Genomic DNA, 18,358 nt, shown 5'->3' with positions numbered 1-18,358 from the left:
GAGGCTGCCGACGCTTTCGCGAGCAGGCTCGCTCCCACAGCGTCGGTGTAGCGCTCAGGTTTTTTTCGGTGGGATTGGATCAGGATCGAAGGTATGCGGCGGCGCGACTTGCAGGGTTGTCACCGCCCCCTGCGCCGACAGTGAATAAGTCACTTTCGAAATCAGCATGTCGCCCTCAAAATCGAGCACCGGATCCGTGACCTTGACCAGCGTGTTGTGGCGCCACAGATCACCGTTGGACTGACGCCAGCCCTGCACTTGATAAGTAGTGGACTGAGCCCTGCCCATTCGGGTGGCACTTTCCCACTGGGCACGTTGCTGGGCCAGCTCAAAGGTCAGCGCAGTGCCCTCGTTGATGATCGTAGTGCGCCGGCGCTTGAAGGTCAGATCGGCCGCAGTGGATTCAACCTCGCTGACCGCCGCCCCGCTCTTCTTGTCGGAGCCTTTCTGCTGGCCGATCACCCGGTATTCGGAAAACACTTGGCTTTGATCCATCGGCGCGTTGGCCGACAAAATGTTCTTGCCCAGCTCCAGCGCATCACTGGCCCGACCACCACTGCCGGGCTTGGCCAGCACCAGCCGGCCCTGCTCGTCATCGGTGGAAAACACCCGGAAAAGAGAGAGCAAACGGTCGATCGACTGAAACACCGTTTCACCCGGCACAATCGTGTGTTTGGCCAGCCGCGATGTCTCGGGGATCTCGTTGACGACCATCAGCGAGTACTCCATCGCCAGCGCCTGTACGATGGTCAGCAACGGTTGTTCCTGCCATTGACCGGGCCGGTTGGTGGCAGCGCAATCGACCAGGTCCTGAGTCTTGGAACTGCCTTCGATACTCAGGCTGATCTGCCGGCCGTCATAACGAATCGGCGCCTTGAACACGTAACCGGTGAGTACCAGATCCTTGCCGATCTTCACTTCGCACGGGTCGCCCGGTTTGATCCGCTGATCGACCGTCTGCCCCGGCCATTGCCAAGTGATGTCGAGTTTGAAGGTACGGAACTGGCGCTCCAGATCAGCGCTGATTTCCACGCTTTTCCAGCCGCCGTATTCCATGTTGTTGACCGTCAGCGTGACGCGGTTATCCATCTCGCTCATGGTTTACTCCCTGGACACTTTCACGTCGTTGGGTGAAAAGCCCGGATGGTTCATCTTGTTGCTCTGAGTCACTTGAGTCACCCGTGTGGCATCGGCAAATTGCTTGTAGGCCACGACTAGCGCCGGCAGGTTTTCCTGGAACGACTTACTGACCTGTCGCACACCGGATGACGCCACTGCCTTGAGATGCGCAATCAGCGCTTCCTTCACATCATTGATTGCCTGGTGATGCTTGGGATCGGCCTTGTCCAGCATCGGATCAATGGCCGCCCCGACAGCCTTCTGCAGAGCTTTCATCTCATCGGTCACCGGCACTTCCTGACGGGTCACCGGTTGATTCGCCTGCTGAGCCAGCGAAGGTGTCGATGACAGTTTCACCGCAGGGGTCGCCACCGGCATCGACGCCACCCACTGCGCCACTTTGACCAGCAGAGTGTCCTGCACCAGATCGGCCATGGCTTGTGCCGCTGCGTTGGTGTCCTTGCCGGTGGTGATCTTCGGCGCATCAGCCTTGCGGATGGCTTCGAGTTGTTGGGACACGTCGGCAATCACGCCACGGTAGCCCTCCTTCGCGAATTCCTTGAGCTCCTTGATATCGCCGAGCAAGCCCTTGAACTCCGCCGCCACTTCCTTGGGCAGTTCCTTGACCGCTTTGACCAGTTCGGTGATCTGCCGGTATTGCTCGATCAGCGGTTTGAGTTGCTCCTTGATCACCTCATAAACCCCGGTGAGGCTGTTGCGCAGATTGGCGATGCCGATCCGCGCAGCCTTGATCAGGGTCATCGCCTGTTCGAACCGCGCTACCGCCGAACCCAGCAGCGTGTCGGCTTTCGACAACAAGACCTTCTGGGTGCTGACGGTGGCGGTCGGAAATGGCAGCGGCTGATCGGGATAGAACTTCAGCGCAAACGTCACCAACCCGCCGTCCTGGCGGGTGTGGGTCATGTCGCACTCGCCGACCTTGACTTGCAGGCGGCCGAGCCACGGATGCACCAGTTCACCACTGCCCGCCTCCAGTGCCTTGAGCAGCTTGTCGCGCTGCTCCAGGCAATCAGGGCCGATGATGAACGCCGTCAGATCGTGGGTCTTGGCCTGCTGGCCGAGGTCCTCGAAAAACGGCAGGTCACGCTGCGGGTACTCATGCAACTGACCTTTGCGACCGACCGGGGTTTTCGCCTGATCGATCCAGAACCCGACACCGCGAAAGGATGCCGGCAACAAACGGTCACGCCAGTTCATTGGAACCTCCTGCCGACAGCGAGCGATAACCGATGCGCGAAGACAGCGCCAGGCCCGGTTGATTGGTTTGCGGTTGATCGGTACGCAGCCCCGCCGGCGCATTTTCGAAGCGCACGGTCAGGCCGCCTTCGAGTTGTGTGCGGTTGTTGGCGGCGCTTTGCTGGATCAGGGTATTGGAGGTTTGCGACAGTGAGCCGGCCTGCATCGGCGGTTTTTCCGGCAGATGCCCCGGTGTTGCCAGGTTTCCCGGTACCGACAACTCGCTAGAGGTCGATTCACTGCTGCCCTTGAAAAACACCGGCGCCAACTCGCCTTTGCCTTCGGCATTAGTCTTCAGCTGAGCCTGAGTGAAGACATCCACGCGGGCCTTGGCATCGGCAATCAGCTCGCCGAAACCGCCGTTGAAAAACGCCTTGATCGGTGCGATGGCGTCCTGAAACTTCTGCGCCCACTTTTCGATCCAGGCGGTAACGGGTGCCCAGTTCTCGATGATTTTTTCCAGTGGCGACCAGCCCAACTGCTCTCGAATAATCGCGTACATCGCCAGGAACGGCAGCTTGATGTAATCCCAGATCGCCGTGAACACACTGACCACTGTGCCCCAGATCGCCTGGATCACCTCAAGCGGTGACCAATCGAAGAAGCTCTTGAGAAAGGCCTGCACGGGTACCGACACCGCCCTGAGCAAATCCCAGATCGATGAGAACAACCCCACCAACGGCATCCAGTTATTGATGATCAACCCTTGCGGCGAGTAGTTGAACCAGGTCTTGAAGAACTCGATCACCGGCACGGCAACAGCCTTGACGCCATCCCATAACGTCGCGAAAAACGCCGTCACCGGCCCCCAGTTGCTGATCAACTGTCCCAGCGGCGTGTAGCCGAACATGGTCTTGAAAAAATCCGCCATCGGGATGACAACCGGGGCAATCTTTTGCCAGAGGCCGATGAAAAACGTCGAGATCGGTTTCCAGTAAGCCACGATCAAACCGGCGGCCAAGGCAATGCCTGTGGCAATCAGCATGATCGGGTTGGCCTTCATCACCATGCTCATGACATCGAACACCTGGGTCGCTCCGGCCACGGCGGTTTGCATCGCTGAAAACGCGATGGCCCCCGCCGCCAGCCCCTGCACCAGCTCCGGGTTGTCATCGAGCAAACTGCCGAACCCCGTCAGCATCGGCTCAAGGCCAACGACCACGGCACCGACCGCCGGCACCAGCGCGGCATTCACCGCATTGGAAACCTTCTCCATCGAAGCACTGAACACGTTCATGTTCTGCGCCGCGACTTTCGGTGCGGCGGGCAGGTCGACGGTTTTCGCCGTCTCGCTGACTTCGGTTAATTTCCCCTGAAAGGCTGCCGCCGATTTGATGCCGTCCACGAACGGCGTGATCACGCTGCCGCCCTTGAACAACCCGCTGATATCGAGTTTGCCCAGACCGGTCTGCTCGAGGTTTTTCTTGAAGCTCTCGACCTTGGCCCGAAGGGCACCGAGTTTGGGCGACAGCTCATCGATGCCAGTAATCAGCACCGAGGTTTTCGGTTTGCTATCTGTGTCTGCCATCACTGCACCTGCTGCATCGCATTGATCCGTTGCGCGTGCTCCAGCGATTCGCGGAGCACATCCAGTGGCCTGGCCATCATCTGTTCGGGGTCAACCTTCCAGAACCAGGCCAGGTCATAGGCGACTGCGATCAGGTCGGTGATGGCGCCGACGCCGCACTCATGAAAAAACTCGCAACAGCCCAGCTCAGCGCGTTGAGGTCAGCCAGATCGAGCTGGTTGACCGACGACGGCGGAATGCCGGCGCACACGGCGATGTATTTGGCCGCGACGTCCATGTCGAGGCTGACCTCTTCGCTCTTGTCGATCTTGTACGGCAGCGCCTTGATCGCTCGCACTTCCTGCACCGTCGGACGGCGCAGGACGAGTTCGGTCAGGGGCTCGCCGTGAGCTTCGATCGCAACCTGAAGCTTCACGGCGCCGCTCATTGCCAGGTCCCCTTGATACCTTCGAATTTAAGTTCGATGGTGGCGTCATCGCCCTTGGAGACTGGTTCTTCAACCAGGTACGCACCGGCCAGCACGTAGACTTTGCCATTGCTGAATTCGCAGGTGACGGTGATGTCGGTGCCTTCGATCAGCTTCTTCAGCGGGAAATCGGCGGTGTGCAGCGCGGTTACTTTGAACGACGGTGCGATGTCGGTTTCCTTGTAGAAGCCGGGTACGACGGTTTCGCGTTTTACGGCCATCAGCGGGGCTTCGCAGCCGCCGTTGATAGTCAGTTGTGCGCCGTCGACCTTGACGTAGCAGGTGCCTGCAATCAGTTGACCCATGGTGTTACTCCCTTGAATAAAAAAGCCCACGCGAGGTGGGCTGAATGCTTGACGCTAAACGCAGTTATCAAGCCGCGTCGTCGTACTGCAGACGGAATTGGTTGAGCAGTGCGAACACGCGCAGACCGTTGATGTAATCAGGCGGGAACAGCACGTTCACGCGGCTCGGGTCCTGCACGTCGCGCTCGACGATCAGGTGCTCGGCGAACAGTTCGGCGTTCTCGACGTGGCCTTCCAGTTCGAGTTTGGCGTACTGGGCGATCAGCTCACCGCGAATGGTGCTCGGGGTGACGATGGGCTGACCGGCGCCGAAGCGGGTGCCGTCGGAGGCCAGTTTGTGCCGACCGTATTTGCTGGTGATCACGCTTTGCAGACGACGCACGATGAACGCCGACTGGTGCATGGTTTCGCTGTCCAGATAGGAGTTGTCGGCCTGGCCGTAAGCGTTTTTCTGGTAGGTGGTGATCGAACGCTGGATGCGCACGTAACCGCCTTCGTAGTACGCAGTGGCGATGCCGTAGTTGAGCAGCGACTGACGCTCGGTCAGGGTGAAACGCTCGCTCGCTGGCGCAGGATCGACACCCGGCAGGCTGCCGCTCTGGGTCGGACGGCTGGCGTCGGCGGAGATGAACACCGCAGTGCGCGCAGCCAGTGCAGCAGCTTGTACCCAGAACGGTTGCGGAACGCCCGGCTCCAGCGCCTGAATGGTCATGTGCTGGTCGTTACGCGCTTGACCGGCCGCCACCAGAGTGCCGACGGTGCCGCGCTTGGCGCTGTAGACGTGACCAAACAGTTGCTTGGCCCACGACCAGCGACCAGTACTGTCATCCATGACCGCTTGCCAGGTGTTGAGGGTCGACAGATCCGACCATGGCAGCGCGATGAACTCGAATGGCTCGTCACCCAGTGCCGCAACGGCAGCGATCTGATCAGGCACGCCGGCGCCGCCGGTCATGGCGGTGATTGCGCTGGTCAGGCCGGCCGGGGTTTCTTCGCCATTGCTCTTGCCCAGGCGATTGAATTGCAGGCTGATGTCGTTGCCGCTGTCGCCAGTCCATTTGGCGTTCAGGGTCACGACGCCTTCGGCAGCCGCAGCGCTCACCGGCAGATCGGCCGTGGCGTTGATTTTCTGCGCCAGCGCAGTCGCTGCTTGAGCGGCGGTAGCACCGTTGACCACGGTGGCTTGCACACGCACACCACCAACATACAGGTTGAGTACGCCAGCCTGAGTCGCGGTGCCGGTCAGGGTCAGCACGCTTTTGGCGATGGCACCTTCAGCGTTGTGCAGCGGCAGGCACCAGATCTCGCCGATCGGGTCGGCCTTGCGGAAGGTCTCGTACATCGAAGCGAGCATGGAGCCTTGGCCGCCGATGCTTTTTGCCAGCGCCACGCTGGAGACCAAAACCAGTTTGCCGACTTCAGTCGGGGCGATGTTGTCGTTGACCTGAGCCACGATCAAACGACGCAGGGTCGAGCTCGCGCTATTGGCGGCCGAGTTGTCCATTTCGGCATAGAACAGCGGTACACGAATGTCCGCGGGGATGTTGCTGAATCCGATCGCCATTATTTGGCTCCCTGTGGTTTAGCCGCTTTTGCGGTTTTGAGTGTGATATCGCCGTCGGCCAGACGTCGGCGCCACCAGGCGCTGTCCAGCACTTCACGGCCTTCAAGAGGCAGCAGATCGCCCGCCTCCGGGTCTGGCACGGCACGGCCAGCGGCCGGCACTACGGTGATGCGATTGCTCATGGGGTTACGTCTCCAGAGAAAGTCAGTTCCACGCGCCCATCGGGGCCCGGGCGTTTCAGGTTGGGGTCGGCCGGGTCGATCGCATCGACCCGCACGGTGGCCCCGGTAAAGGACGACAAACCGTCCAGTTCACGTTCGTGCCAACTCTCCGCAGGCTGACTTGGCAGATTGCGACCGAGCTGGAACTCGGCAAAAAAGCGCAGCCGGTAATAGGCCCGGCTGCTGTTGATCGAGACCATCTCACCGCCGTCATAAACGATGGCGCTGTAGTCGGCATCGGCTTTGAAACCCACCAGTGCGCGCCACAGTTCGGCGCGCAGGTCGTGCAACAGATCCAGCGCTTTTGTAGCGTCGGTGGCGTCAAGCACCAGGACAATTTCGAAGCGATCGCGGATCGGTTGCCAGGTGAGGTTTTGTGCGGTGCTGTTGCTGGCCACATCGGCCAGCGGTGTAACGTGGGCCGAAGGTGTCGGCAGATCGGGGTTGCCTTGCAGCAACGCCAGGTCGACACCCACCGCAATGTGATTGACCAGGCTTGGGCATTGCGCACGCAACTGCGTGAGGATCGGGGTGATCTTCATGTTGGTGTTCCGGAATTAGAGGGAGTTAACGCAGAACCCAATGTGGGAGCGAGCCTGCTCGCGAAAGCGCTGGGTCAGTCGCCATCAATGTTGGCTATGCCGGCCTCTTCGCGAGCAGGCCGCTCCCACAGGATGTTGTGGAGGGATCAGGCTTTGGGATCGAGGCCGGTTGCCTCGATCAAGCAGCGGTAGCTTTCCTCACGCTTGCCGCTGGCGGTGACTTTTTCGATCGACCAGCGACCGCGCATGAAGTCTGGCCAGGTGTCATCGAGCACCAACAGGCCTTCGGCAGCCAGCAGCGGATCGCCCGGACAGGTGACCTTCAGCTTGTATTTCTCGCGCAGCATCTTGCGCACTTCGGCTTCGCCGATGGCTTTGGCTTCTTCTTCACTGGCCTGTTTCTGGCGAATGACCTTGTAGGGCTCGGAACCGGTTATCACCTCGCGCAGTTTGCCGGCGGCGATGTCCCAGAAGCAGGTCTTGCAACCCTGATTCTGAGTACGAGCGGTCTCTTCCAGTGTGGCGCTGATGAAGGCGTGATCACCCGGTCGATTGTTACTGGTCACCGACAGCCTGACGTCCGGTATCACCTGGCCCGACAGGTTTTTCAGCTGCGCAGGTTTCGCCAATACGTAGAGGTCGTTGTACGGTTTGGCCACCGCGTCGTACTTGAGCGCCAGTCGCGTGATGAAGCTCATGTCGGTTTCGTTCGACTGATCAACATGAGCGATCCGGATCAGCGCCAGTTCGGGATCGACGCGCGGCGAAAAACCGTGCGGCGAGACCAACTGGCGAAACAGTGCGCCAAGGGTTATGGGGCCATGACTGACCGTGCGCCGTTCCTTGAATCGGGTCTCATCCTTGCCGCTAAAAGGCGCTGCGGTAGCGACCAGCGTCAAGCGCAACGGGAACAGCGTCGGGGTCAGTCGAGTCACCTTGAACTGGCCCTTTTCGACCAGCCCGGACTCCAGATAGCCAACCCGCAGGCCGATTGTTCCGCCCAGAGTCGGCAAGCCTTCAAGGCCTTCCAGGTCGATCACCAATGTCAGTTGATCGGACTCCATCCCGGCAGCATCAATGTGCTCCCAACTGATCAGACGCTGGTTCAGCAAGGCGTGGTTGGCGCCGTAGATTTCGATCGCCGGTGTAAATCCCTGTGCCATGCAAACTCCTTAGTCCCAAGCCAGAACCGGCTTGATCGCGGCGGGTCTGCTGTCAAGTTCCGGCAGCGTCACCCAGATGCCCGCCGGCAAAACGGGGCCGAGTTCGGCCAGGGTCGAATTGAGTGTCCACAACGCGGCTTCGGCCTGATCGTCTGAACGACCCGATTCGTGGTAGAGCAGCAGATTGACCGAATCACCGGCCACACTTCGGACCTTACGCATTGTTGAACTCCGCTAATTCGAGTACCCACTTGATCACCATCGCGGTGCCGTCATCGATGACCTCGCTCTGGTTTTCCTGAACGCTGCTGATCCGCCACAAACCCCAGTTGCGACCGATGCCGTCGATCAACGGCAGCGGTGCTCTCAAGGCTTGCAGCGCACGCAGCTCATCGAGCCGCTCCATGGCCACGGCGTACATCGCTGTGCCGCCGATGGTCAGGGTTTCGGGCTTCTGTCCGGTCTGATGGGATTTGGGTTTACTGGTGAGAATTGGCAGTTCCGTCCAGCCACCGTCGGACTTTCGCGCCAGCGTGCTGTAGGCGAAATTACGCGACAGGCCGAAGATGAAACTGCCGAGTGCCATTTGTTGTTTCATCAGGCGACTCCATCGGTCAGGGCTGCGTCACGGCGGGTGGCGAGGGGGTTACTGGACATCAGCGGTGTGAATTGGCTGTCGAACTGGCTTTGCAGATGCTGGGTAACCAGCAATCCGATCTTTTCCGAACTGCCTGGATCGCTGCAGTACACCTGAACCGAAGGTGCGTAAGTGACAGACTGGTTGGCGGCCTGGGCGCTCGTCAGATCCTTGCTGACCTGGCCGGGGGCGGAGAGTTTGTCGGGGGCGAAGACAGCAAGCCTTTCACTCAAGGTAGTCTCCACGTCCTTGTCCGAGGCTGGAACAACCTGCGAAATCGCCACCATTGCAACACTCGATTGCCCCAGGCGGTGCGTATTGAGCAATGACGACTGTTCGCCGATTGCCACTTCCTTGACGGTCGCAGGCGCCAGACTGGCGATCTTCGCCGTCGGCGTATCCGTTGGAAGCTGCACTGCAGAATCTGCGGTAGACGAAAGGTCGGGGGGATTGGCGGACGCGCTGCCGGGTATCCGTTTGCGCAGCCGGTCTTTCCCCTCATCGACAACGGTGTCCAACAGCACATCGAATATCTTTTTCAGGGCTGTTCCCACAGTGATGATCACGGCAGAGGTCGTCGGATGGTCCTCGGCGAATTCACTCATCCTGTCGATGCTGGCACCGACAACACTTAGTGCTTGTGGAGAAGGCGCTACTGCATTGGCACTGGCGATGGCTAAGCGCTCGTTTCGCGCGTTCTGCGCGTTCCACTGTCCTTGGGGGGTATTGGAGAGCACCATTGCAGACTGTCGCACCGAACTCTGATCACCGACCTTCGACGTCGCGTATTGGTCTTTGTCCCTCACTTGCGTGAAAGCCTGGTTAACATCGCCAAGGTTCTGCGACAGCAACTGCACGGCATTAGCGCCATCGGCAAATAATGTCTGCGCTAACAGGGCGCGTTGCTCGGCCGGCTTGGCGTTCAGCGCAGCAAGCACCGAGAGCACCGCACCCTGTGCATTTTGCTTGTCAGGATCATGCATCGCCGTGGTCACGGCTGCGGGATCCAGCCCCAGTTGCTTCCAGGCGCCACGCTCGGTGGCGGACGCGTTGCCCCCCTTGTCCAGCGCGAGGGAAATTCGCTTCAACGCCTCGCCGGCATCGTCTTTTTTTGTCCCGCTGCTGAGCAAGGCTGCCGACAGCGCGGCAGCTTGCTCGGGCTGCAGGCCCGCCGTAATCGCCGCATCACCCGACTGCTTGAGAACAGCACCGATGTCTGCCGGTTTGGCGCCACCCGGCATTTTGCCGAGCTGGTTTGTCGCATCCGCGAGGTCAAACGCCTGATCGCGAGTGAGCTTCATCGAAGTGCGCCACACCGCCATCATTTCGGCGACTTCCATGGCGGGGACTTTGAATGCTGACGCAACGACCGCAGCGTCGCCGGCGAAGTTGAGCAATTCAAACGGCTTGTCCGATGCATTGGTCAGCTCATTGCCGACCCCTGCGTCAGCCGCGAGCGTGGCGACCTTGAGCAACTCTAGACCGCTGGTGCCGCCCGCCGCCACCAATGGCTTACTGGCCATGATCAAGCTAGACAGTGCCATTTCATCGGTCTGCTTGGGCGGCAGTTGTGCGGCGCTGCCCAACTCGGCGGCAGCCGAGTACAAGTCAATCGACGGTTTGAGACTTTCGGGCGCCTTGGCCCGCTCACTGGCCTCACCCGGCGTAGTCGATTCGCTGGTGGCCTCACCCTTCGAGGCGGTATTCAGCGAGATCGAACGCAGGTTGGACAGCACTACCCTCAATGAATCAATCGCCGCCGTCAGCGATCCGATTTTGATACTCGCTGTGATGAGCGCCTGACTCAGTCTGGAAATCTGCTCGCGGGCGATTGGTCCTGTACCGGTGCTCGCCGCTGCCATATTCAAACTGCTATTGCCTGGGGCCGCAGTACTGCGCTCATCGGCGTTAATCGGCGCATATTTGCTCTCTGCCATGCCGCTCTACTCCTGTTTCACGCCAAGGCGAGTGATCGCTATGTCGTAGCGGCGCAACGCCTTTTCGGCGTCCCATTCCAGAATTTCCGCCTCACTTACCGGGTAAATGAGCGGGACGATATCGAGGATTACTTCGATGTCGCGTTCCGAAAGTAGGCCGCCGGCTGGTTTAAAAAATCGTCTATGCGCACCTGTAGCTGAGTCCAGTCAGGGACGGTCAAGTGGGCCAGATCCGGGATCATCAGACCGGTGCAATGGGCGGTGATGAACTCGGCGCGTTCCTTGGCCGTTTTCAGTTTCTTCATCACTTTGGTGGCGCGCAGTGCGGGCATTTCCAGCGACAGCGAGGTCACGGTGCGGCCGGTCACGGCGAGCGGTTGCAGCAGTTGCACCTGATCGGGATCGTCGGTTTTTTCCGCGTCTTCGACCTGGTCGAGGAAGTACGACGCCGGCCGGGTCGACATCTCGTGTACGTACTGGGCAATGCTCACGTAGTCCGGGCGTTTGAGCTGGTCGAGTTCCTTGATCGACAGGCCGGTGGCCAACAGCGCCAGCTCGAAGAACTGATCGTCTTCGTCATCGCCAGCGCGTTCCAGCGCTTCTTTCTGCGCGGCGTAGAACAGCGGTTTGAGTTGGATCTGCTCGATCTGCGCGCCGTCATCGCCGGTGATTGGCGACAACAGGTCATGCTTGGGTGGCATCCACGACATGAATGAATTCCTTGGTGATTCTTGAGGGGTGTAGCAATTCCCTTGTAGGAGTGAGCCTGCTCGCGACAGCGGTCTTTCAGGCACATTGATGTTGAATGTGCTGGCCTCATCGCGAGCAGGCTCACTCCTACAGGTTTTTGTGGTGATGGGAGGGTTACGGCATCAGCACCGCACGACGGGCATCACCGAGGATGTCGACGCCGTTGAGCACGAACTTCTGGGTGCGCACGTCGATGTCGATCACCGGTATACCGTTTTCCAGGCGGGTGTAGGTACGGCAGGACAGCTCCAGGTTGGTCTTGGGTTTTTCGCCCATCTTCACCGCGGTTTCCTCAAGGGATTTCAGCTTGCCGCCGACGGTGTGGTAAGTGAACCAGGTGTTGCCATCCTGATCCTGACCGGCTTCACGCACGTTCAGCAGGATGTCGTCGCCCAGCTTCACGCCCAGTGCGAGCATGACTTCTGTGCCCATGCCTTGCAGGGTCAACTTGGCGTTGAGCGCTTTGCCACCCTTGACCATTTCTTCAACAATGAAGCGGCCGCCACGCATCTCTTCCACATCGAATTCGATCTTCGGCGGAGTAAATTCTTCAACGGTCGCCGACAGCGGCAAGCCTTGCAGGGTGGCCGCGATGGCCTGGCGATTGCGGTTGGTAAACATTAGAGAACGTCCTCCAGGAACTGCTCGATGATTTCATCGCGGGCGTTGAGTTGATAAACCATGTGTTCGTTCGGCGCGTAGCGGCCGTAGTCGATGACCACGTACCAGGTGCCGTTCTTGTACTTCTCGACGCTGTTGAGTTCCGGGTGCAGATAGACGCTGCCGCCAGGAATGGTTTCGTCGGCGACCAGGGTTTGCAGCCAGTCGTTGATGCGCTTGACCTCTTGATCCATGAACGACTTGGTGAGGTTCTTGGCCATGGCTTTCTGGCCGGCCTTGACCAGCTTGCGGCTGATCGCATCTTCGAGGCCGACGTAGCTGATGAACTTGCCGGTGATCGAGCGGTTACCCAGCAGCGAGAAGCCGCCGAGCACGGTGCGGGCGTAGTAGCTGACGCCGTAACGGTTGAGCAGATCGCCTTCGGTGGAGGTGTCGAGGATGTTGTATTCCACGACCCGAGACACGTCTTCGGCGTAGGTCACCTGGTTGCCCGGGCTCTCCCACTGCTTGACCTTGGCCAGCGCGGCAATCGCCAGGCTGGACGGTGCAATGAAGACGTTTCTCTTCGCCGCTTTCGAGTACACGGCAGGCATGTTGTGCACCACCAGGCAACGGTCGAAACCGAGATCAGCGCCGCCGAGTTCCTGGCTGTAAGTCACTTGATCAGCGACCGAGGCGTCCTTGCCATCCAGCACCACACGAGCCTTGATGCGCTTGCCGAACGAGGCGAACTCGCTGGCCACCGCTTTGGTGCCGGTGAAGCCCGGCGCGCCGATGATGGTCAGGTCTTCCGGGACACTGCCCAGTGCCGCCAGACCGAGCTTGCGGCCAGTCGCCGGCTCGACGCCGCCGATCACTGCGTTGACGGTGTCGGCCGGGGTCGCGCCCGCTTCGACAATCACCACATACACCGGCACCTTGACCACTTTGAGGATCTGGTAAACCGCGTGATACAGGGTGCCCTCTTCCGAACCGGTCGGATCGAGCAGCGCATGGGTGGTGAAGCTGTTGATGCGGAACGGGGCGTTACGCGGAATCAGCGGATCGGCTTTCGGCGCGGTGCCGACCAGACCGATGACATTGTCACCCAGGCCACCCATGGCCTCGGGGGATTCAGTGGCATTGACGGTAATGCCGTTGTGCTCGAAGTTCAAAACCTCAGCCATGTTCAGTCAGCCTTCTTGGCAGCGGCCTTTTTGGCCTGGGTGGTAGGTGTTTTCAGTTCCAGTCGACCGGCGGTGTGCAGGGCACTGGCCTCGACGTCGAGCAGATCAAGGTCTTGACCGACGCTCGACCAGTGCCCACCGCCGGTGGGGAATGGGACGAGCACGGTGTAGGTTTGGCGGGTTGCCATTTTTCGTTTCTCCATAAACGGGAAAGCCCCTCGTGGGGAGGGGCTTAGTGGCGGGTGTTAAAGGTTTTTTTGGCGGATTAGAAGACACCCCGGGCTACGGGGTGCTTATTGAGCTACCGGTTCGTGCCGGATCGCTAACTGCGGATTGGATAGCCTTGATTGCTTCGTCGGCGACGCGCCGGGCTTCATCGAGTGCGCCAGACGCGATCTTGCCTTTGATCAGCTCCTTCGCCTCCAGACGTCGATCACGGACCAGATAGAGTACCTCTGCGTATTTAGCTGCTTCGGTCAAAATACTGTCTGCAGCTTCTTGTGCCGTGCGGCCCATTATCGCCCAAGCAGCAACGCTGCGCGGTACTGTGTCTGCTGGATAGCCGGCGTCTCTGAACGCTTTCGCCTCTTCCGCTGCTCGTTCGTATTCGACCGCCCGGAGTGGGTCGCCTGCAACAATCTGCCGAGCTTGGTCAGCGTAGTTATCAATCCTTACGCACAAGTCAGCGGTGGTAGGCACAGGCTCGCCGTCATGCTCCCATTGGCCTTCCCATTCGCCGCTATCCGGGATTCGCGTTCCCTTGAATCGCGGGTTCCAGCAAGGCTGGGGCAACTGGACGGCCGTCCAGTCGGCGGCCCCTGCCGGGGCATCGGCGGCGTAGAGAAACCGGCCGTGTTGATCAATGATAAAAATCATGTTTCCCCCTTAAACCGCTTGAACGCAGAAACTGAGTTGACACGCAAAGCCGCCCGCGCCGGCCGTGGACCCCATCGCATAATCCAGAACAACCTCGCCTGTGACTTCCACGCGCCACGACAGCCACCCGAACGCGAGTGGACTGCTGGTAGCCCAATCACCAGTCCCGCACATTCTGGTGATAGGCCGATAGCCTGGTGGAAGTGTGAATATGACCAACGGATCGAGACCGTTGCTGACCCAACGTGAGGCGTCGATGTTCACGTAGACATTGCCGTTGGCCTTCCAGTATCGGGTTGTGTTGGCGTCGGCGAAGCCGTTGATAAGCGCTGGCACTTTGATACTTGCCGCAGAAAAGTTCGCGAAAGCGGTATTGACTACGCTGTTGGTCTGGACTTGGGTATAGCTGTCGATAATCCCGTAGCCCGCCAACGAATTGGGTTTGCCTGAGGTGATCTTGCTCCAATCCAATGCGGGTATGTCGGATGCAATCAAGTTCCCGCCACTGGTGGCCAACCCTTTGGCATTGACGGCGACTTTAGTATAAGTACCGGCAGAAATGCCTGAGTCGGCGAGCGCTATGGAAATGTTAGTGTTCGCTGATCCGTCAAATGACGTACTACCGCTTGCAGCACCGGAGATAGCAATACTGCGCGCTGCTTCAAGTTTGCGAGCCGCGACTGCGGTTCCATTGATGCCGAGGGCGTCCGTAATTCCGTACCCACCAAGCGTCGCAGGATTCGCTCCTGCCGTCACCCGGCCATATTCATCAACCGTCAGACTCTTGTAAGTCCCGGCCGCAATCCCTGTGCGCCCCGCCAGCATCTTGAACGTCAGCGCAGTCGTACCGAGCGCAATCGGCGCATTGGTGGTCAGGTGCCACAGCGAATCTCCGTTCGCCGTGCCCTCCTCCACCATCACCGTCAGCCCCGGAGTGACCTTGGCGCTGCTGTTGGCATCGCTCGCCCGCACCCAGTCACCGTTGGCGACAATCCACAGGCCGTTGTCCTTGGCCAAGGTCTGATTCGCCAGCAACACGCGGTCACCAGCAATCACTGCCACACCGTCAATCTGCTGCGCACCGCTCAACACGATGTTGGTGGATGCCGCAACGCGCACCGACTGTTTGCCATCCAATTTGCCAAGTTCTTCGGCGAGGTAACTCATGACCCAGGCACGTGTGGCTTTAACCACCGTGTCATCAATCAACAACGTCACCAGCGACGCATTGCTGGTCTCGAAAATCGAGCGAATGTAGAACTCTTTGCCCGAGCCGGACGTGGCCAAAACCGGTTTGAACGACTCCGGGTATTTGACGATGGCGTAGAGAATCCCGGTATCGGTCCACAGCCCTGCCTCACGCACATACCAACCGCCAACATCCGGCGGAATGGTCACTTCAGCGAGCAGCCAGCTCGGATTCTTCTCGTCCTGGAACAGTGCATTGAGCGGCCCGCGCCAGACTTCGCGTTTCAGCGCCGTGGCGGTCGCGGCCGGGTTGTAGACGGAGCCGCCGCCGTCGCCGACGGAAATCTGCGTCAACTTGATCGGCACGCCCGCGGCCTTGCACGCCGTTTCGTAGGCAATCCCTGCGTTGGTGAGCAGGGTGTAATAGTCAGCCATTCAGGCCCCCTGAGGATAAATAGTGGATGTTTCGACGGTGTACATACCGGCGGCCATGAACGCCTCTCCCGAGGTTTCGAGCCCTTCGATGAACACCGGATAAACCGTGGTCAGCTCGCCGCAGAAGGTCGCGGCGCCGATGACGTGATTGCCGAATGCGCTCAACCCGACCGAGACCGACAGCACATCCCGTTCGCTTTTGGCATCGGCCAGGCGTCGGTCGAGACGGGCGTCGATTTCTTCGCTGTAAGGTTGGTCGCTGAAGGCGCGTACGGAAAAGCTGTAAGGCGCACCGGGTGGCGTCTGTTCGTACCAGGCGCGGATTTCCGGGCGCAGTTGCAAACCCTTGGCGGCGTTTTCCAGTGCCTTGCGAGTGCCGGCCTGACGCGCAGTCGGCCAGGCGAGTTCGACGGTCAGGCGTTTTTCCGTTTCAGGCGCGGCGGTGCTCCATTCGGCGACGCCGCGATCCGCTGCGAGATACGGCAGAAATGCGACCGGCGTTTCGCTTGGATTCATCAGCTCGGGGAACGGTGGCGCGATGCGATCAAGCAATGCGCCGAAGCCCAGATCCAGACCGCGTTCGAGTGCCGAGCTGTTGGCCGGCAGCAGCGTCGGGCGTTGAGTTTTTTCACTCATAGCGTAAGCACCTCGACCTCGACTGCCGTGCAGTACGGCGCTTGAAACGCGGTGGTCACGATCGGCGCCAGCGGTTCCAGAATCTGCAGTTGCGCGGCACCGGCGCTGTGCAGCGTGTAGTCGATCCAGCTCGGATCAACCCGCCCTTCGAGGCGATGGCAACTGTCTGCGTAAGCCTGCAATTGTTGCTGCGCAGCGACTTGGGTCAGGCCCGAATCGGGGCCGGAATTGATCTTGGCGACGACGCGAATTCTGTAGCGCTGGATCTCGGCAGCCTTGACGGTGACGAGGTCAGTTTCCGGTCGCACATCCGGTCGGGCGAAGTGCTGGCGAACGCCTTCAAGCAATGCCTGCGAAGGTGTGCCGTCACCATCCCGCGCAAGTACCGTTACCTGCACTTCACCCGGTGCGGTGCGGCGTCCATTGCCGTCCTTGACCTGCGCGGCGAGGCCATCCGGGTTGAAGGTGTAAGTGACATTCACCACACCGGCATCAGTAGATTCGACTTTCACCGTCGGCCGCTCGCCGAGGGTGAACACCTCGCGGCGATACTGCATCCGCGACCCCGCCGCCGGTGCATGGGGCGCCAGGTAATAACGCAACCGGGCGTCGTCGTCGCTTTCGTAAATCGCCGGCACTGGCGGGAATGCGGCGGGATCACCCGGATCGAGCAACTGCCGCTCCAGACCCATGTCCGCCAGCCGCGCATCGAGGTTGCTGCCGGTCGCCCACCACGCCAGCATCTGCTTGATGCGGGCGTTGTATTTACGTTCGTGGGTTTGCAGCCGAACGCAGAAGGCTTCAAGCGCCAGGGTCAGCAGTTCGCTTTCGTTTTCCAGGCTGGTCTTGAGTTTCGCTGCGCTGTCCGGCGAGCGGGCGCCGACGTATTCGATGACGAAGCTTTTGAACTCGGCGAGCAGGTCTTCGAAGGCGTCGACCGCGATCAGCGCGGGTTCGGCCAATTGGTTCTGGCCGGGGATCAACATGCTCATGTCACGACCTCGAAGGTTTGTTGACGGTTTTTCCAGGTGCCGGCGAAACGCAGCAGCAGACCGGCGCCCTGACGGCTGGCGACAATCACTTGCGGCTGAAAATCATCGATACCGTTTTGCTTGTTGTAGAACGCTTGCGCTGCGTGGCTCTGAGCCAGAAGCAAAACGTCGTCGCCGAGGTTCTGCCCGAGCAGCGAGGGGATCAGCGAGCCATACAGGGGCCGTTTTTGCCGGGTGCCCAGCGGCGTGGTCAGGGCCCGGGTCGCGCGCTGCACAAATTGCAGCCAGTCGTCGACCGTGGCCCCGCTGTCTCTATCGATTCCGATCATGGAAGGCTCTTGAATCAGGGGCTGATGACGCGGCCCTGGTGATCGACCAGCGGGCCGCTGAAGTGAACGCCCGAAGCGTCGATGGTCAGGCCGACGGCGCCCAGTTGCAGGTTGATGGCCTGCGGGGTCAGCGCCAGTCGCGCCGGGCCGATACTCAGCTCCAGCGATTCGCGAGAACCGCTGAACGCTGCCGGACCGTTCTGCCAGTGAAGGGTGTGCGAGGCGTCGTCGTAACCGCTTTCACTGCCGTCCTGATGCACGCGGCGCGTCAGCGTCGGTACGGTCGAAGTCGGCGGAAAGCGATCACTGTTCAAACCGAACAACGCCACCGATTGCGCACCGCTTTCACCGCTGCCGTAGTTGAACAGCAGACACTGCTCACCCACGGTCGGGATCCGCGATTCGCTCTGCGCTCCGGCGCTCGGATTGAAGAACTTGATGGCCGGCGTGAGCAGTCCACCGTGGCTGACCGTGCAGGTGTTGCTCGCCGCGTCGACTGTCTGGCAGACGCCGATGCGGCAGTAGCTCTCGGCACGCCGATGCAGGTCTTCGATTTCCGCTTCCATCTCCGCCAGGCGTTCGATGATCGGGCCCAGTTGCATACGCAGTAATGCGTCGAACATCGG

General features: G+C 60.1%; 22 protein-coding genes. All 22 read right to left on the bottom strand.

Going from position 1 to position 18,358, the window contains the following annotated elements:
- Positions 1 to 54: 54 nt before the first annotated feature.
- A complete protein-coding gene (locus ACA074_RS05985; protein WP_497678608.1) occupies positions 55 to 1,098 on the bottom strand; it encodes a phage baseplate assembly protein in 1,044 nt (347 codons plus the stop codon).
- Between the two features lie 3 nt (positions 1,099 to 1,101).
- Complete coding sequence (locus tag ACA074_RS05980) at positions 1,102 to 2,337, bottom strand: DNA circularization protein (protein WP_187679117.1); 1,236 nt, start codon at positions 2,335 to 2,337, stop codon at positions 1,102 to 1,104.
- Entirely contained in the window at positions 2,324 to 3,904 is a 1,581-nt protein-coding gene (locus ACA074_RS05975) for a phage tail tape measure protein (protein WP_497678607.1), read from the bottom strand. The genes ACA074_RS05980 and ACA074_RS05975 overlap by 14 nt, the downstream gene beginning before the upstream one ends.
- A gap of 130 nt (positions 3,905 to 4,034) precedes the next feature.
- The gene (locus ACA074_RS05970; protein ID WP_007908778.1) at positions 4,035 to 4,331 is read right to left on the bottom strand and encodes a phage tail assembly protein; all 297 of its coding nucleotides are present in this window, start codon (positions 4,329 to 4,331) and stop codon (positions 4,035 to 4,037) included.
- Positions 4,328 to 4,675, bottom strand: a complete 348-nt coding sequence (locus tag ACA074_RS05965; RefSeq protein ID WP_007908779.1) for a phage tail tube protein — start codon at positions 4,673 to 4,675, stop codon at positions 4,328 to 4,330. Before ACA074_RS05965 ends, ACA074_RS05970 begins: the two co-directional genes overlap by 4 nt.
- Before the next feature lie 67 nt (positions 4,676 to 4,742).
- Positions 4,743 to 6,239: a phage tail sheath subtilisin-like domain-containing protein gene (locus ACA074_RS05960; protein WP_497678606.1), complete on the bottom strand. Its 1,497-nt coding sequence runs from the start codon at positions 6,237 to 6,239 to the stop codon at positions 4,743 to 4,745.
- Positions 6,239 to 6,421: a DUF2635 domain-containing protein gene (locus ACA074_RS05955; protein ID WP_095188872.1), complete on the bottom strand. Its 183-nt coding sequence runs from the start codon at positions 6,419 to 6,421 to the stop codon at positions 6,239 to 6,241. The genes ACA074_RS05960 and ACA074_RS05955 overlap by 1 nt, the downstream gene beginning before the upstream one ends.
- The gene (locus tag ACA074_RS05950) at positions 6,418 to 7,002 is read right to left on the bottom strand and encodes a phage tail terminator protein (RefSeq protein WP_497678605.1); all 585 of its coding nucleotides are present in this window, start codon (positions 7,000 to 7,002) and stop codon (positions 6,418 to 6,420) included. Before ACA074_RS05950 ends, ACA074_RS05955 begins: the two co-directional genes overlap by 4 nt.
- 146 nt (positions 7,003 to 7,148) lie before the next feature.
- On the bottom strand, positions 7,149 to 8,165 hold the full coding sequence (locus tag ACA074_RS05945; protein WP_497678604.1) for a phage late control D family protein: 1,017 nt from the start codon (positions 8,163 to 8,165) through the stop codon (positions 7,149 to 7,151).
- Between the two features lie 9 nt (positions 8,166 to 8,174).
- Positions 8,175 to 8,387: a tail protein X gene (locus ACA074_RS05940; RefSeq protein ID WP_497678603.1), complete on the bottom strand. Its 213-nt coding sequence runs from the start codon at positions 8,385 to 8,387 to the stop codon at positions 8,175 to 8,177.
- Positions 8,380 to 8,763 (bottom strand): phage tail protein, encoded by a 384-nt coding sequence (locus ACA074_RS05935; RefSeq protein ID WP_489878306.1) that lies wholly within the window; start codon positions 8,761 to 8,763, stop codon positions 8,380 to 8,382. Before ACA074_RS05935 ends, ACA074_RS05940 begins: the two co-directional genes overlap by 8 nt.
- Positions 8,763 to 10,739, bottom strand: a complete 1,977-nt coding sequence (locus ACA074_RS05930) for a phage tail tape measure protein (RefSeq protein WP_497678602.1) — start codon at positions 10,737 to 10,739, stop codon at positions 8,763 to 8,765. Before ACA074_RS05930 ends, ACA074_RS05935 begins: the two co-directional genes overlap by 1 nt.
- Before the next feature lie 128 nt (positions 10,740 to 10,867).
- Entirely contained in the window at positions 10,868 to 11,449 is a 582-nt protein-coding gene (locus tag ACA074_RS05925; protein WP_187679125.1) for a phage tail assembly protein, read from the bottom strand.
- A gap of 154 nt (positions 11,450 to 11,603) precedes the next feature.
- Entirely contained in the window at positions 11,604 to 12,110 is a 507-nt protein-coding gene (locus ACA074_RS05920; RefSeq protein WP_497678601.1) for a phage major tail tube protein, read from the bottom strand.
- Complete coding sequence (locus ACA074_RS05915; protein ID WP_497678600.1) at positions 12,110 to 13,276, bottom strand: phage tail sheath protein; 1,167 nt, start codon at positions 13,274 to 13,276, stop codon at positions 12,110 to 12,112. Before ACA074_RS05915 ends, ACA074_RS05920 begins: the two co-directional genes overlap by 1 nt.
- A gap of 2 nt (positions 13,277 to 13,278) precedes the next feature.
- Positions 13,279 to 13,464 (bottom strand): hypothetical protein, encoded by a 186-nt coding sequence (locus ACA074_RS05910; protein ID WP_003222199.1) that lies wholly within the window; start codon positions 13,462 to 13,464, stop codon positions 13,279 to 13,281.
- A 94-nt stretch (positions 13,465 to 13,558) separates the two neighbouring features.
- A complete protein-coding gene (locus ACA074_RS05905) occupies positions 13,559 to 14,152 on the bottom strand; it encodes a phage tail protein (protein ID WP_497678599.1) in 594 nt (197 codons plus the stop codon).
- A 9-nt stretch (positions 14,153 to 14,161) separates the two neighbouring features.
- Complete coding sequence (locus ACA074_RS05900) at positions 14,162 to 15,775, bottom strand: phage tail protein (RefSeq protein ID WP_497678598.1); 1,614 nt, start codon at positions 15,773 to 15,775, stop codon at positions 14,162 to 14,164.
- Complete coding sequence (locus ACA074_RS05895; protein WP_497678597.1) at positions 15,776 to 16,411, bottom strand: phage tail protein I; 636 nt, start codon at positions 16,409 to 16,411, stop codon at positions 15,776 to 15,778.
- Positions 16,408 to 17,403, bottom strand: coding sequence for a baseplate J/gp47 family protein (locus ACA074_RS05890; protein ID WP_497678596.1), 996 nt, complete (start codon positions 17,401 to 17,403; stop codon positions 16,408 to 16,410). Before ACA074_RS05890 ends, ACA074_RS05895 begins: the two co-directional genes overlap by 4 nt.
- On the bottom strand, positions 17,400 to 17,732 hold the full coding sequence (locus ACA074_RS05885; RefSeq protein WP_095188860.1) for a phage baseplate protein: 333 nt from the start codon (positions 17,730 to 17,732) through the stop codon (positions 17,400 to 17,402). The genes ACA074_RS05890 and ACA074_RS05885 overlap by 4 nt, the downstream gene beginning before the upstream one ends.
- 14 nt (positions 17,733 to 17,746) lie before the next feature.
- Positions 17,747 to 18,355: a phage baseplate assembly protein V gene (locus ACA074_RS05880; protein WP_497616678.1), complete on the bottom strand. Its 609-nt coding sequence runs from the start codon at positions 18,353 to 18,355 to the stop codon at positions 17,747 to 17,749.
- Between the last annotated feature and the right edge of the window lie 3 nt (positions 18,356 to 18,358).

Source organism: Pseudomonas sp. LBUM1655, from assembly GCF_059716085.1.
This window is presented reverse-complemented; position numbering and strand designations above follow the sequence as displayed.